Source organism: Falsiroseomonas frigidaquae, from assembly GCF_012163145.1.
GTDB lineage: Bacteria > Pseudomonadota > Alphaproteobacteria > Acetobacterales > Acetobacteraceae > Falsiroseomonas > Falsiroseomonas frigidaquae.
Genome location: NZ_JAAVTX010000004.1, coordinates 705,408 through 720,158, shown reverse-complemented (window position 1 = coordinate 720,158; position 14,751 = coordinate 705,408). Strand labels below are relative to the sequence as shown.

Sequence of the window (14,751 nt, the reverse complement as noted above, 5' to 3'; positions counted from 1 at the left end):
GGACAAGGCTCGCGCCATCGGAAGACGCCCCGGCCGCGATCAACGGCTTGGCCGATGATGCGGCCCCAGCGCGGCCATGGCCAGCTCGACATTCATCGCGGTGCGGAGACCGGGCAGGTCCGTGCCGAGCTCCACCATCGCGATCGCGACCTCCGGCCGCATCCCGGCAAGGATCGTCTCCGCCCCGAGGAGCCGGCCCGCGGCCGCCAGGCCGCCCAGCGTCCGCGCGAGGTAGCTGTCCACCATCGAGAGTGGCGCGATGTCGATCACGACGTTGTTCGCCGCATGTGCCACGATGCGTCCGCAGACCAGCGCCATGAGGTCGTCGGCCTCGGTCGAGGCGGCGTCGTCGTGCAGCGTCACGATGAGTGTACCGCCGATGGCGATGATGGTGGCGCCGGCCATCAGCCGATGCCGCGCAGGGCAGGGGCCCGCGGCGCGATCTCCAGGCCCTGCTGCCCGAGGCAATGGCGCAGCCCATCCGCCAGCGAGAAGCGAGTCTCGATCGATGCCATATCGATGCCGAGCGCCACCATGACCTGCGCGATCGCCGGGCGGATGCCGGTGATGACGCATTCGGAGCCCATCAGCCGCGCCGCCGCAGCGGTCCTGGCGAGATACTGCGCCGTCTGGGTATCGACCGTCGGCACCCCGCTGATGTCGAGGACTGCGTAGCGCGAGGCGGTACGTGCGATCTCCGACAGAAGCTTCTCGGTGATTGCCTGCGCGCGTCCGGAATCGAGCGTGCCGATGATCGGCAGCGAGAGAATGCCCTCCGCAAGCGGCACCACCGGTACCGAGACCTCGAGCAGTTCCTGCGTCTGCCGCCTGATCACCGCCTCGCGACGCGCGATGAAGGCATCGATGCTGTGCAGGCCCATCCGGTCGATCCAGCCGAGCACCTCGAACTGCGCTGCGGGGTCCTGCGCGAATAGCGGAAAGATCGGGTGTTTGAGGCTGAAGATGAAGGTGGCGGTCCGTGAGGGAGTGAAGCCGCGCTCGACGAAATCGATGGAGATGCCTGAGAGAAGATCGGCCATGCCCTTTGCGAGATCGCGGCGATGCGGCTGGTCGAGCGCGCCGATCAACTCATCCAGCAGGCGGGTCGAGAGGTCGCGCAGCGTCTCCGCATCGATCCGCGCGATCTGGCCGTCCTCCACCAGATGGGCAAACCACTGTCGGAGAATGGCGGCTCGGTGTTCCCGCAGGCACAGCGCGATACGATGCGACGGACCAGCCGCATCCGGGGTGTCACTCATGGAGTCCTTCCTTGTGAGTTGGCAGGGGCGGGATCGAGCAGCAGGGCGACCTCGCGCAGCAGGGCCTCCTTCTCGAAGGGCTTCGACAGCAGGCGGTCTGCGCCGAAAGCGTCCGAGGCCAGGCATTCGGGGCGAGACTCGCTGTTCGGATCGCCGCCGCTGATCGCCAGGAAGCGCGTGCGCGGCGATTGCGCGCGTCCGGCACGGATGACCTCGGCACCGCTCAGGCCCGGCATCCAGATATCGGTGATGACGAGGTCGAAGCCGCCGCCCGCAATCAGCTCAAGCCCAGCGGCTCCGTCCCCGGCTCCGGTAACCTTGTGGCCGGCGCCCTGCAGCACGATGCGCAGCGAAAGCAGCACGGCGGACACGTCTTCAATGACCAGGATGGTGGCCATGGGCGGGCATCTCCTCGGGCGGGGCAGGGGGCAGCAGGATCGTCACGGCGGTCCCGATTCCAGGCTGGCTTTGCAACGTGATGCTGCCGCCGGCTTCGCGGACCAGGCCATAGACCATCGGCAGGCCAAGCCCGGTGCCCTGGCCGACCGGCTTGGTGGTGAAGAAGGGTTCGAAGGCACGGTCGAGGGTCACGCGGTCCATGCCGCAGCCGGTGTCGATGACGCGGATCCGGAGCCCGCCAGCCAGGGAAGGCGCCTCGATCGGCAGCGCCGATGGCATTGGCTCGACGGTAACTGACAGGCGGCCGCTGCCCTGCATGGCTGCGGCCGCGTTGGTGGCAAGGTTCAGGACGATCTGTGCGAAGACCGTGCGCTCGATGGCCACATCCGGCAGCGTCTCGCGGATCTGCACCACCAGGGCGATGCCGGCGGGCAGCGCCGGGCGCACCAGGCGCAGGGCGTCCTGCATCAGTGCCGCGGCCGCGTGGCGCTGCGCAAGGCGGGTGGCAGGGCGGGAGAAGGTGAGCAGGTCGCCAATGATCTGGCGCGCCTTGAGGCTGCAATCCAGTACCACCTCTACATGCTCGCGCGCCTCGCCCTGCGCGAGCCCGGCGTCGAGCAGATGCTGCGCGAGCAGGGCGATCGGCTGGAGCATGTTGTTCACCTCATGCGCCACCCCGCCCATCATCCGCCCGAGCGCCTCCATCTTCTGGCGCTGCGCCTCGGCCTCGCTCCGCGCGGCCTCAAGTGTCACATCCTCCTGCAGGCCCAGATAGGCGCTGAGCGCGCCGGCCTCGTCGCGCAACGGCGACAGCATCAGGTTGTTGAGGAAGGGCTCGCCGGCCCGCGTGTAGTTCAGCAGCCGAAGCTCGGTCTGCTCTCCGCGCGCGATCGCGCCGCGGATGCGCTCCACCGCCGTGCGGTCCGTACCCGGACCCTGGAGGAAGCGGCAGTTGTGCCCGATCACTTCATCGGCCTGGTAGCCGGTGATCTCGAGAAACCGCCGGTTGGCATAGATCAGCGGCGCGTCCGGCCGCGTCATGTCGGAAACCGTGATGCTGAGCGGACAGGCATCGATGGTCGCCAGAAGCAGGTGGTTGTGCCGCACCAGCTCGCTGAGGTCGGCCTCGAAGCGCCGTTCGTGGGTGACGTCGCGGATGGTGCCGATCAGGGTGGCCGGCCCGAACGGCGACGCAGGCTCGGCCGTGACCTCGCATTGCAGGTCCAGGCTGCCGCCATGCGCGGTCAGGATGCGGATCTCCACGCTCAGCAGGCCGTTGTCTGCGGCTGCAGCGCCTTCCTCGCTCAACAAGACCCATAGGCTCGGGCGGTCGGCATCGAAGACGGCCTCCAGCAGCCGCGCGCGCCCCTCCGGCCCGTCGACGCCGGTGATGCCGAAGGTCGCACCGAACCAGCGCCAGGCACCGTCCTTTCCCGCTTCCATCTCGAAGCAGGCGATCCGCGCCAGCCCCAGCGCGCGCGCCATGCGCGCCCCGCCGCCTGGCGATGTGGATGACCCAGGGCAAAGCCGGCCGGGCATGGCCGATCAGGCCGCGTCACGCCGGCGGGCGGCGTCCGAACCGTTCGGGATCATGCCCTCACCGATATCGCTTAGCTTCACCTTGAGACCGTTCATCAGCCCATCGACGGAATTCGCAGTCTCCAGGACCAGGTCCGACAGCATTCCGCTATTGGCCGCGATCTGTGCCGCTTCGCGTATCTCACGCGAGAGGGTGAAGACGGCGTCGCGCATCTGCGTGAGGCTGGAGGTGACGCGCAGCGCGATGCCTTCCTGGTCCGCAATGGCGCGGCCGATGGATCCGCTGGCCTGGTCGACGCTCTCGATCGTACCCGTCAGCTCCTGCAGTGAAAGAACGACGCTCGCCACCATGGCATTCTGTTCGGCCAGCTTGGCACCGATGGTCTGCGTTGCTTCCGCGGTCTGTCTCGCGAGTTGCTTGACCTCTTCAGCCACCACTGCGAAGCCGCTGCCGGCGGCACCGGCGCGTGCTGCTTCGATCGTGGCGTTGAGCGCCAGCATCCGGGTCTGCCGCGCGATCTGGTCGATCATCCGGATTGCCTCGGCAACCGCGTCCGATAGCTGCGCCATGGTCTCCACGCAGGCGCGCGTCGCGGCCGCACGCGCGGTTGCGTCCTTGACGATGGCGATGGAACTGCCGACCGCCGCGCCGATCACCCCGATCGACCCGGCAAGCTCGCCACTGAAGGATTGCAGTTCCTCGATGCTCGCTTCGGATTGCGTGGCGCGCTGCATGGAGTGGTAGAACTGTGTCTTGGCCTGCTCCGCCGCGGAGGCCATCTCACTCGCCATCTCGCGCATCTGGTGGTTTTCCTCCAGCACCGTGCGTACCGAGGTATCCACCTGTTCGACGATGGTGGAGCCGAGCAGGCGCAGCGCGGTTTCCATGTCGCGCGACGTGCCGCCCGAGGCGACGGCGAGCGCCATGCCGTCATGCCCCAGCGGTGCCACGGCGTCGGCATCGTTGGATGATTCCAGCACGCCGACCGGGGCCTGGCGCCTCCAGGGGCGGCGCAGCAGCAGCGCGGTGATCGAGAGCGTGGTGACGGCGGCGCCCAGCAGCGTAACCGGCAGCGAGGACCCAGCCGAAACCAGGATCGCGATTCCGGCTGCGCCATGGCCGAGCGGGAAACAGGCTTCGCGTCCGTTCACGATGTTTCCCTTGGGCTGTCCGGCATCGGGTTGACCACCGCATCATGAACGCGGCGCTGCTCCTCGCAGACATACAGCCCTAGCAGGTCAAGCGCGGCGAGGCGGGCGCCCGGCGGCCGTTCGGAGGCGGCAAGCGCGCGCAGCCCGGTGGCCACGGTATCGGCCATCTGGCTGGCGCGGTCGAAGCTCTGGGCCTGCAGGAAGGCATGGGTCTCCAGCATGCGCGCGACCTGCTCCAGCGTCGCGGCATCGACTGCCGCCGCCGGATCGGCCAGGCGCGTCAGCGTCTCGCTTGCGGTCCAGATCTGGTCCGACAGTGCGACAACACGAAACTCCTCGCGCAATGCAAGCACCTGCGCGGCGAGGACCGCGCAAGCCAGGCGTTCCTCGGCGTCGGCCGCGGCCGATGCCGAGCTGGGCGAATGAGCCGAGGCCATGCTCATGCCGCCGGCAGTAACTGCTTCAAGGTGGAGAGCAGCGCATTCGGCTCCGTCGGCTTGATCAACCAGGCGGAGGCGCCGGCAGCGCGCGCTTCCTCACGCTTGCCGGCGCTTGATTCCGTGGTCAGCACCACGATCGGCGTGAAACGCGTGGCGGCGTTGCGCCGTGCCTCCTTGATGAAGGCGATGCCGTCCATGTTCGGCATGTTCAGGTCGGTCAGGATGATTGCCGGCTTCAACCCGCCAGTCAGCTTGGCCACGCCTTCGCGCCCATCGGCGCCGGTATCGACGGTGTGGCCGGCGTTCTTCAGGATGCGCGAGAGGCTCATGACCATGGTCGCGGAATCGTCGAGTACCAGGACGGCAGCCATGGCTCAGGCCTCACTCAGTTGGGTGCTTGCGACCGGCAGCATGGGCACCAGCCATTGGGCGAGAAGCGGCGAGGCCGGCGTGCCGCGCAAGGCGAGGCCGCTGGACAGCAGCACCTGCAGGCAGGCCGCATGCAGATGCGTGCAGCCGCTCCAGTCGACAAAGCCGGCACCCTCCTGGGCGTGGCGCAGCATGGCCTCGGCATCCTCGATCGGGCAGACGCCCTCGAGCAGGATGCCGTCGCCGTCGCGTCGGATGCTCATGGCGCCTTGGCCGGCCGGTGCAGGGTGGTCATGTCGCGATCAACTCCTTCAGATCGAGCACCAGGAGAACCCGCCCGTCGCCGAGGAGCGCGGTGCCGGCGTAGCCGCCGAGAGCGGCCAGCATGCCAGCCAGCGGTTTAAGAATGACTTCCATGCCCTCGCCGAATGCAGTGATGCCGAGCCCGATGGTCTGCCCGCCAACCCGTACCACCAGCACCGCGACATCATCCCCGGCAGCTTCTGGCTCCGTCATCTCGAGCAGCGAGGCCAGGCGGAGCAGCGGTACCACCCGGTCACGCAGCAGGAAGGCTTCGCTTGATTTGATACGCAGGATGTCTGCCGCCGGCACGCGTACCGTCTCCCGGATCAGGTCCATCGGGATGCCGAACAGCCGCTCATGCAGCGTCACGGTCATCACCCGCGTCACCGCCATGCTGAGCGGCAGGTTGAGCCGTACCGTCGTCCCACGCCCAAGCTCGCTCGACAGCGCTACGCGCCCGCCGGCCTTCTCCACCGCATTGCGCACCACATCCATGCCGACACCGCGGCCGGATACGTCGGAGATCGTCGCGGCGGTTGAAAATCCGGCGGCAAAGATCAACATGCGGGCCTCATGGTCGCTCATCGCGGCCATTCGGTCCTCATCGATCAGGCCGCGTTCATAGGCCTTGCGCTTCAGCTTTTCGGGGTCCAGTCCGCGCCCGTCGTCGATGATCTCGATCACGACCTGATCGCTGTCCTGCCGGGCGGCGAGCTTGACGATCGCGGTCTCCGGCTTGCCCAGCGCGATGCGCTCCGCGGGTGGCTCCACGGCATGGTCAAGGCAGTTGCGCACCATGTGCAGCAGCGGGTCGAACAGGGTCTCGATGACGTTCTTGTCGGCTTCCGTCTGCTCGCCCTCGATCACCAGCTCGACCTGCTTGCCGAGCTTCCGTGCGAGGTCGCGGACCAGGCGCGGAAATCGCTGGAAGACCTGACCCATGGGCATCATCCGCACCGCCATGACGGAGCCTTGCAGCTCCTGCGCGATGCGGTCGATCACGCTGTACTGGTCCTGGATCTCGCGCCCCAGTTCACGCTGGCCGAACTGCTGCTCGGCGCGGCGGGCGAGGAAGGGAAGACTGTTCTTCGCGACGATCAGCTCGCCTACCAGATTCATCATCTGGTCGATCTTCTCCTGGTCGATCCGCAACGTGCGCGGTGCCGTACGCTCCGGTGGCTCGGCGGCGGGCCGGGCCTGGGCATCCCGGCCGGGCATGGCCGGCGCGGCGGCCAAGGCAGGAACAACGGCTGCGAGATTGGCGAGCACGTCGGCGATCGCGGATCGCAGCCGGCCGGGCAGGCATGCTGCCTCGGCTTCGGCATGCGCCGCCGCGACCGACGCTGCCGCGGCGTTATGGCCGTCGGCCTGGAGCACATGGCGCGCGACGTCCGCCGCCGCCGCCCAGCGGCCGGCGCGTTCCGCCTCCGGCGCAGGGGCATCGAGCAGCGCGAGCTGGGCCGAGAGCAACTCCCCCGTCAGCGGGTTGGCCGCGGGCGTGGCCGGCGCAGCGCCTGCCGGAATCGCATGGAGCAACGCGGCCGCCGGGATGTCGAGGATCGTGACCTGTTCAGGCACATAGCGGAACAGCGCCTCCAACGTGTCGTGGCCGGCGCGGGACAGGGCGTGGAAGCGCAGATTGCACATGAACGGGTCGAGCGCGTCCGGCGTCTGCCAGGGGCTGCGCGCCGTGCTGGCCAGCGCTGCCATGCCCGGGATCTGCAGCGCCAGATGCAAGGGGTCCTCTCCCTTGAAGAAGCAGGCCTCGTCAGGCTCATAGGTGATCAGTCGGAAGGAGCCGGACTCGCGCGACAGCACGCGGCGCAGCGTCGCGTCGAAGCAGGCCAGGAGTTCGGCGGCTGCGCCTGCCTCCGGGGCGGTGTCCGGGCTCGCCGCCGTGGCTGCTGCACCGCCAGTGGCGACGGAGCCGAATGCCGCCCGGAGCGTGGCCGCCAGGGTCTGCGACGCCGCGGCCGCGGTGTCCGGCAAGGTCTGGTTGCGTTCCAGCGCGTCGATCCAGAGCCCGGTCTGGTCCAGCGTGCGCAGCGCCACGTCCACCATCTCGGCGCTCAGCGCCACGCCCTGCTCGCGCACCGCCTGGAACATGTCCTCGGCCGCGTGCAGAATGCGTGTCAGCGGCGCCACGTCGAACAGTCCCGACGAGCCTTTCAGCGTATGCACAGAGCGGAACAGGCGGTTGATCGCGGCCTCGTCGTCAGGTGTGCGCTCCAGCGCCAGCAGATCCTCGGCGGCCTCCGCCAGCAGGTCGCGCGCTTCGGTGACGAAGCTGGCCAGCAGCTCGTTCATGCGCTCGATCCTTCCTGGGGCGCGGGTCGGCGGCCGATCATGGCGGCGACCGTTGCGGCGAGGGCCGCCGGCTGCACCGGCTTGACCAGGTAGAAATTCGCCCCTGCTTCGACCGCCAGCCGGCGATCCACGTCGCCCGACTGGGTGCTGGTCATCAGAACCGGTGTTGCGGCCGTCGCGGGTTCGGCGCGGAGCGCGCGCACGAAGGCATAGCCATCCATCACCGGCATGTTCACGTCGACCACGCAGAGGTCGAAGCGCTCGCAAAGCGCGCGCTCGATCCCTTCCTGGCCATTGATGGCCTCGGCCATCGCGTAACCCTCGGCAGCCAGGGTCTGGCCGTAGTAGAGCCGCACCACGGTTGCGTCGTCGACCACGAGGATCTTCGCGGGCGCGTCGGCGCCGGCCGTTCTGTCCTGCGCCGGGCTGTCTGGCATGGTCACCGCGGACCTCCGGGTTTCTGGTAGACGATGGCCTGGGCGAAGGCGCGGGCCTTGAAGATGGGCGAGATTCTGCTCATCGACTCGGAGTGGCCGAGGCAGATGAAACCGCCTTCGGTCAGACTGTCGTAGAATGACTCAACGACCTGCTTGCGCGACTTGTCGTCAAAGTAGATCAGCATGTTGCGGCAAAAGATCACATCGACGCCGGCATAGGCGCGCATCGCTGCCGGATCGCTCGCGTTGAGCGTGGTGAAGCTGACCGACTGCCGGATCGCATCGATCAGGCGGAAGCGGTCCGCGCCTTCGGTCACGAAGTAGCGCCGCACGAGGTCGCGCGGCAGACGATGCAGCGAGCGCGCGTCATACAGGCCCTCGGCGGCCGAACGCAGCACCTTGGTGTCGATGTCGGAGGCGATGATTTCGATGTTGAAGTCATCCACCCGCGCCCAATTCTCAAGCAGGTGGATCGCGATGGAGTAGGGCTCCTCGCCGGTCGAACACGGCATCGACCAGATGCGTACGCGGTCACCATGCCGGCGCCCCGCGGTGACCTCCGGCAGGATGCTGGCGCTGAGGCAGTGGAACTGGTGATCCTCGCGGTAGAAATACGTCTCGTTGACAGTCAGGAGGTTGGTCAGGCGCTCGATCTCGGCCTGGGCATCGAAGCGCCTGAGGCTCAGGAAGTAGGGTTCGAAGCTGCCATGTCCGGTGGCGTGCATGCGCTCGATCAGGCGCTTGTCGACGAAGTAGCGCTTGTTGTCGCCGAAGGCGATTCCGGTTCGGCGATAGAAGTACTCGCAGAAGCGCAGGTAGTCGGATTCAGTAATGCCGGCGGCGTCCAGCGCGGCACGGCTTCCCGTTGCGGTCGCGGAGAGTGGGGGCATCAGCGCTTCGGCCCCGAAGGCTGCTGCCAGCCCGCAATCCGCGCGCGCGCCACATCGACCGCGAAAGCGAGAAAGGGCTCATCGACGAAGCGGGCCCGAAGGGCGGCGAGCGGCGCCAGTAGCGCAGCGCTGCCAAGCTCGGTCGCAACATCCACTGCGGCGCCGCAGACATTCACATGCGGATCGGTCTCGATCAGCTGGCGCAGGAGTGGCTCGGCCAGCGGGCCAGGCCAGGCGCGCGTGACCTCAATGGCAAGCAGCCGCACATCCGGGGACGCGTCCACCACCAAAGCATCGATTGCGGCACGGCAGGACTCCGCGCCGATCTGCTTCAACGATTCCAATGCGCCGTTCCGCAGGCCGGCATCCTGGCTGCGCAGGAAGGGCGCCATCAGCGCCGCGACATCGGTGCCGCCGATCGACACGAGGCTGCCGAACAGCGCCTCCCGTACACGGAGATCAGCCTCGTCCTCGATGCGCGCAGCCAGTGCGGCGGCTGCCACGGGCGCGTCCGCCAGGCTGCGTGCCGCAAGCCGGCGCACGGTTGGATCGGCATCTGCAAGGCGGGCGACCCGCTCCTCCACCGTCGCTGCCGGTGGCGGCGCAAGGCCCGGTACGGCGGCCCTGACGAATGCCATGTTAGCGCTCCCTCATGTCAGTTCGTCCATCGCGCCATCTGGTCGGCGATGCGGTGCAGCGGCAGCACCAGATTGGCACCGCCACGCCGCACCAATTCGCCCGGCATGCCCCAGACCACCGCGGTTTCCTCCGCCTCCGCAATGGTCCTGCCGCCGCGCGCACGCAGATCAGTCATCGCTTCGGCGCCATCGTCGCCCATCCCGGTGAGCATCACGCCAAGCAGATTCTGCACAGGGACCTGGTCCATCGCACTCGTCACGAGACGCTCGACGCTTGGGTGCCACACGTGTCGGGCCGAGGCCGGCATCGGCACCGCGTGCAATGCGCCGGCGCGGGTGGTCAGCACGATGTCAGCGTCGCCCCGGCCGACGTAGGCCATTCCGGCAGCAAGCGGCGTTGCCCGCGACACCTCGACCACCCGGATCTGGCAGAGGCTATCGATCCGCCGAGCGAAGACACCGGTGAAGCTCTCCGGCATGTGCTGCGCGACCACGATCGGCCAGGGAAAGTCCTCGGCCAGGCGTGGCAGGATCGTCTCGATCGCGGACGGTCCGCCGGTCGAGACGCCGATCAACACGACGCCACGAACCGGTCCCGAGGCCCCGGTACCGACCCTTGCGACGGTCCCGCGCGATGCGCGGGCAGTAGAGGTGCCGCCGGCTTCGGCACCGTGGCGCAACCGCTCGAGCAGGTTCCGGCTGGCGCGGATCCTGGTACTCGCCGCGTTGCGTACCCGGCTGACCAGCGCGCCGCGGATCTTGTCGATGTGCAGCGAGACAGTTCCGTCGGGCTTGGCGATGAAGTCTATGGCGCCAAGACTCAGCGCCTGCAACGTCACCTCCGCGCCCTGGCTGGTCAGCGAGGAGACCATCACAACCGGCTTCGGGCACTCGACCATTATCCGGCTCAGGCAGGTGATGCCATCCATCTCGGGCATGTTCACGTCGAGCGTTATCACGTCCGGTGCGAAGCTGTGCGCCATCGCCAGCGCCTCAAGTCCATTGCGTGCGAAGGCGAGTTCGAAATCGCCTTCGATGCGAAATATCTCGCCGAGAAACTTGCGCATCAGCGCGCTGTCGTCGGCGATCAGCAGCTTTGGCATCGGCCTGATCCGTTCCGAGATTCAGTGGACCGCGACGCCGGCCTCACTACGCACCGCACCGATCTCGTTTGGTGCCAGGAGATGGTCCACATCGATCAGCAGGATCATCCGGCGCTGCTTCTCCAGATTGGCCACGCGCGAGATCAGGCGGGCCTGTTCGGCCGAGAGCGCGGGTGTGGGCCCGATTGCCCCGCGCGGAATCTTCAGGACCTCGGTTACCTGGTCGACGATGAAGCCGGTTCGAATTCCCTCGATGGTGAAGACCATGATGCGCTGACGATCGTTGCGTTCGATATCCTCGAGGTCGAAGCGGGTGCGCTGATCCACCACCGGCAGTACGGAGCCGCGCAGGTTGACCACGCCGCGGATGAAGGCGGGTGCCTTGGGCAGCCGGGTGAGTTCCTCGGGCACGCGCACGATTTCCTGTACTGCTGCGATGGGCGCTCCGTACTCCTCGTTGGCAAGGCGGAAGACGACAAACTGCTCCTCATCCTCAAGCACACCGGCGTCACGGAGTTGATCCTGCGCAGTCATTGCTTCCCCTTCCTCGGCATCCGCGCCACCCGCGACTGCGCGGCGCACCGCTTCGTTCTCGAACAGCGCCTCGGCCGAGAGCACGGAGACCAGCCGCTTGCCACCCGCGAGCCGGCAGATGCCCTGGATCTCGTTCTGACGGGTGGCGCCGCGCAGCAGGCTCGGCACCGGGTCCAGCAGGTTGCGATTGACCCGAAGAACCTCACGGACCATGTCCATGACGATGCCGACGGACGTCTTGTCGGGCAGCGGCACGACGACGATCTTGTTGCGCTCATCGAGCGGCGCTGTGGGCAGGCCGAACATCTCGCGCAGGCTGACCAGCGGCAGCAGCCGGTTGCGCAGCGTGACAACGCCCAGAACATGGCTTTGCGTACGCGGCACCCGGCCGATGCGCTCGGGCATCTGCACGATTTCCTGCACGCTCTCGATGCCGAGTGCGTACTCCTGCTCGGCGACCACGAAACTCACGAGCTGCAGTTCGTCCTGGGCGGTCGCCGTGGGCGTGGACTCGACTTCCTCGGAATGCGTGCTCTCCGCCGTCATGGCGTGACCGCTCGCGATGTTGGTTGCGCCGAACTCGCTTGCCACCAGGCGCGCCGGATCGAGGATCATGATCATACCGCGTCCATCGCCGGCCTTGATCAGCCCGCGAAGCAGGTCCGTGTCGATCGTCGCCTCGATGGCGGCCACCGTCTCGATCTGGTCGGCGTCGGCGGTTACCACCGCTGACATACGGTCGACCACGAGGCCGACGGGCACGCCCTGGTTGATGACGACAACGCGCGTCGCGTCATCATGCCCCAGGTCTGGGTAGCGAAAGATGCGGCGGAGGCTGGTGATGGACATCACGGTGCCGCGCAGATTGGCCAGCCCCTCAAGGCTCGGCGGGCTGAGTGGCACCTTCACCACGTCGGGGACGCGAATGATTTCCTGCACCTCGGCGAGCGGCACTGCGAAGATGCCGTCGTCGATGTGAAAGGTAACGTACTGGCTGGCATTGCCGCCTGCGTCGGCTGTGGCAGAGGCAAGATCCGTCAGGGCCGCAGCCCCCGGGTGTGGCGCTTGGATGTTCATGCGCTGGCCCCGATCAATCGCGCGAGTTCTGCAGCTCGTCGGCCAGCGAAGCCACTTCCTCGACCGCGGCGGCCAGTTCCTCCGCGCCGCGCGACTGCTGCTTGGCGGCCGTTGCCGCCTCGCCCGCACCCTTGCTCGACTGGTCGGCTGCGATGGCGATCTGCTGGGTACCCTTTTGCGCCTCCGATACGCCGCGCAGGATGACGTCCGCCCCAGCCAGGATCTCCTCGCTGCCCCTGATGACGACCTGCATGTCCTGCTCGACGGTCGCCAGATTGGCGGTGATGGACTTGTTGTTCTGGACTTCCACCTCCGCGGCGGCGGCGATCTGCTCCAGGTCGCGGCGGACGGCCACGATCTGATCCTGCGTCGCCTTCACCACATCCTTGATGCGGTCGGCGTTCTCGGCCGATTCACGCGCCAGGTTGCGGATGTCGGTCGAAACCACCATGAAGCCCTTGCCGAACTCGCCGGCGCGGGCCGCCTCGATCGAGCCGTTCACCGCGAGCATGTTGGTCTGGATCGAGACGGTGTTGATCGAGTCGACGATCTTGTCGATCCGGCGGCTGACCTGCTCCAGCGTCCCGATCCGGGTGCTGTTCTTGTTGGTCTCGTCGAGGGCGGTGGATACGCCCTGGATCAGCTCGTCGACAGAGGCGCGGCTTGTCCTGACCATTTCGGCGATGGAGCGGCCACTATCGCGTGCGGCGCTTGCCCGGCCCTGGGAGAGCGTTGCGCCACGCTCGATCTGCACGATGGCCGTAGTGGATTGCTGTGCGGCGGCGGCAGCCTGCTGCGACCCCTTGTTGATCTGCTCGATGGCCGCCATGATCTGCGTGGCAGCACCGCTGATTTCCTGCACCGCGGAGGAGAGCTCCTCGGCGGCGGAGGCAAGTTCCTCGGCGCTCTTCGAGATGTCGGTGCTGTTCTTCAGATCCTCGGCGATGGTTGAGAGTTCCTCCGAGGCCGTCTGGCTCTGCTCAAGCGCCTGGGTCTGCTGGCCCACGGTGCGCAGCGCTTCCTCGCAGGCCGCGGATTGCTCGACGGCGGCAGCGGCGATCTGTTCGGCGCCCTTCTGCGCTTCCTGCGCGGCACGGTCGGATTCCATCGCCGAAGCGAGGATCTCCGCGCTGCCGTCCAGGACCGTATTCATCTCGGCGGCAACCTTCTCAAGCTGCACGGAGACCACGCGACCCTTCTCGACCTCGCTGCGGGCCGCTTCGGCCGCGCCGTTGATACCCTCGGCTATGGTCTTCACCTCGCCGCGGATCTGGCCGACCAGGTCCTGGATGTCCCGGGCGCTCTTCTCGGAGGTCTCGGCCAGGGTACGGACCTCATCGGCCACCACCGCGAAGCCCTTGCCATGCTGTCCGGCCCGCGCCGCCTCGATCGCGGCGTTCAGCGCGAGCAGGTTGGTCTGGTCGGCGATGCGCGCGACGGCCTTGACGATCTCGCCGATATTCGCGGCCTGCTTCTCCAACTCGACGACCATTTGAACCGAGGCCGATTGGCGGTCGGCACTGGTGCCGATGTTCGTGACGGAAGTCGCGATCTGCTTGATCAGGTCGATCAGCAGGACCTGCAGGGTGCCAGTCTTCTGTTGACTCTCCTCCGCCTTCTCGCGTGCCTGGACGATTCCGGCGGCGATGCTGGTGACGGCGCTCAGTGATTCCTGGGAGGCGCCGGCGGCTTCCTCTGCGCCGGTTGCGATCTGCTCCATCGACTTGCGGAGCTGGGCTGCGGCGGATGCGGATTCGCTGATGCCGGAGGCCATCTCGGCGGTCGCGGCGGCGACGCGCTCGGCGATCTTCTGGTGGCGTGCGAAGGTCCGTGCCCGGCGGCGCTGGATGTCGGCCTGGGCAGCATTGCGCTCGGGCGCCGGGGGCGGCATGGCCGCTTCATCGCGGCGGGCCGTGACAACCTGCGCTCGCTTCGCCAAAGCCATCAGACTTCTCCGTGGAACAGGGATCGGGGTGCCGGTCCGGCCAGGGCGGACGGCAGGTGGCCAAGGCGTTTCGAGATGCATGAGATCCTCGCCGACGCACCGCTTCATCGGGCCCGGCTGCGACTTCACACTGTGGAGAACTGGCCCTGCCCGCACCGGAGGGTTGAGGTGGTGCGGTTGCCGAGAATGTTATCGCCCACGGAAGGTTGACAAACAGCTAAGTGCGCCGAGAGCACCGTCCCTGGTGATGCTTGCACAAGGCGAGCCGGCCGCTGGACAAGGGCGACGTCTACAAGCTGCACAACTCTACGGGTCGATCGGGGTGGATCGCCCGGCTTTCCCGCATGAGTGCGCCGATG

15 protein-coding genes are annotated in these 14,751 nt (G+C 67.5%); all 15 read right to left on the bottom strand.

The window, feature by feature from the left end; genetic code table 11:
• Positions 1-39 precede the first annotated feature (39 nt).
• From HB662_RS16100 to HB662_RS16030, 15 genes are read right to left on the bottom strand one after another with little or no spacing between them, the layout of a single operon-like run.
• The gene (locus HB662_RS16100) at positions 40-405 is read right to left on the bottom strand and encodes an STAS domain-containing protein (protein ID WP_168050809.1); all 366 of its coding nucleotides are present in this window, start codon (positions 403-405) and stop codon (positions 40-42) included.
• The gene (locus HB662_RS16095; protein ID WP_168050808.1) at positions 405-1,259 is read right to left on the bottom strand and encodes an STAS domain-containing protein; all 855 of its coding nucleotides are present in this window, start codon (positions 1,257-1,259) and stop codon (positions 405-407) included. Before HB662_RS16095 ends, HB662_RS16100 begins: the two co-directional genes overlap by 1 nt.
• On the bottom strand, positions 1,256-1,657 hold the full coding sequence (locus tag HB662_RS16090) for a response regulator (protein ID WP_168050807.1): 402 nt from the start codon (positions 1,655-1,657) through the stop codon (positions 1,256-1,258). The genes HB662_RS16095 and HB662_RS16090 overlap by 4 nt, the downstream gene beginning before the upstream one ends.
• On the bottom strand, positions 1,635-3,143 hold the full coding sequence (locus HB662_RS16085; RefSeq protein WP_168050806.1) for an ATP-binding protein: 1,509 nt from the start codon (positions 3,141-3,143) through the stop codon (positions 1,635-1,637). The genes HB662_RS16090 and HB662_RS16085 overlap by 23 nt, the downstream gene beginning before the upstream one ends.
• 60 nt (positions 3,144-3,203) lie before the next feature.
• Positions 3,204-4,349 (bottom strand): methyl-accepting chemotaxis protein, encoded by a 1,146-nt coding sequence (locus tag HB662_RS29960; RefSeq protein WP_168050805.1) that lies wholly within the window; start codon positions 4,347-4,349, stop codon positions 3,204-3,206.
• On the bottom strand, positions 4,346-4,786 hold the full coding sequence (locus tag HB662_RS16075; protein WP_168050804.1) for a hypothetical protein: 441 nt from the start codon (positions 4,784-4,786) through the stop codon (positions 4,346-4,348). The genes HB662_RS29960 and HB662_RS16075 overlap by 4 nt, the downstream gene beginning before the upstream one ends.
• A 2-nt stretch (positions 4,787-4,788) precedes the next feature.
• Positions 4,789-5,160: a response regulator gene (locus HB662_RS16070; RefSeq protein WP_168050803.1), complete on the bottom strand. Its 372-nt coding sequence runs from the start codon at positions 5,158-5,160 to the stop codon at positions 4,789-4,791.
• 3 nt (positions 5,161-5,163) lie between these two features.
• Positions 5,164-5,421, bottom strand: coding sequence for a hypothetical protein (locus tag HB662_RS16065; protein WP_168050802.1), 258 nt, complete (start codon positions 5,419-5,421; stop codon positions 5,164-5,166).
• Positions 5,422-5,449: 28 nt separating this feature from the next.
• Complete coding sequence (locus HB662_RS16060) at positions 5,450-7,768, bottom strand: chemotaxis protein CheA (RefSeq protein ID WP_168050801.1); 2,319 nt, start codon at positions 7,766-7,768, stop codon at positions 5,450-5,452.
• The gene (locus HB662_RS16055; RefSeq protein ID WP_168050889.1) at positions 7,765-8,205 is read right to left on the bottom strand and encodes a response regulator; all 441 of its coding nucleotides are present in this window, start codon (positions 8,203-8,205) and stop codon (positions 7,765-7,767) included. Before HB662_RS16055 ends, HB662_RS16060 begins: the two co-directional genes overlap by 4 nt.
• Positions 8,206-8,207: 2 nt before the next feature.
• Complete coding sequence (locus HB662_RS16050) at positions 8,208-9,095, bottom strand: CheR family methyltransferase (protein WP_168050800.1); 888 nt, start codon at positions 9,093-9,095, stop codon at positions 8,208-8,210.
• A complete protein-coding gene (locus HB662_RS16045) occupies positions 9,095-9,733 on the bottom strand; it encodes a HEAT repeat domain-containing protein (RefSeq protein WP_168050799.1) in 639 nt (212 codons plus the stop codon). The genes HB662_RS16050 and HB662_RS16045 overlap by 1 nt, the downstream gene beginning before the upstream one ends.
• Positions 9,734-9,750: 17 nt before the next feature.
• Positions 9,751-10,836 (bottom strand): chemotaxis-specific protein-glutamate methyltransferase CheB, encoded by a 1,086-nt coding sequence (cheB, locus tag HB662_RS16040; protein ID WP_168050798.1) that lies wholly within the window; start codon positions 10,834-10,836, stop codon positions 9,751-9,753.
• Positions 10,837-10,857: 21 nt separating this feature from the next.
• Entirely contained in the window at positions 10,858-12,447 is a 1,590-nt protein-coding gene (locus HB662_RS16035) for a chemotaxis protein CheW (protein ID WP_168050797.1), read from the bottom strand.
• A gap of 13 nt (positions 12,448-12,460) precedes the next feature.
• The gene (locus tag HB662_RS16030) at positions 12,461-14,392 is read right to left on the bottom strand and encodes a methyl-accepting chemotaxis protein (RefSeq protein ID WP_168050796.1); all 1,932 of its coding nucleotides are present in this window, start codon (positions 14,390-14,392) and stop codon (positions 12,461-12,463) included.
• Between the last annotated feature and the right edge of the window lie 359 nt (positions 14,393-14,751).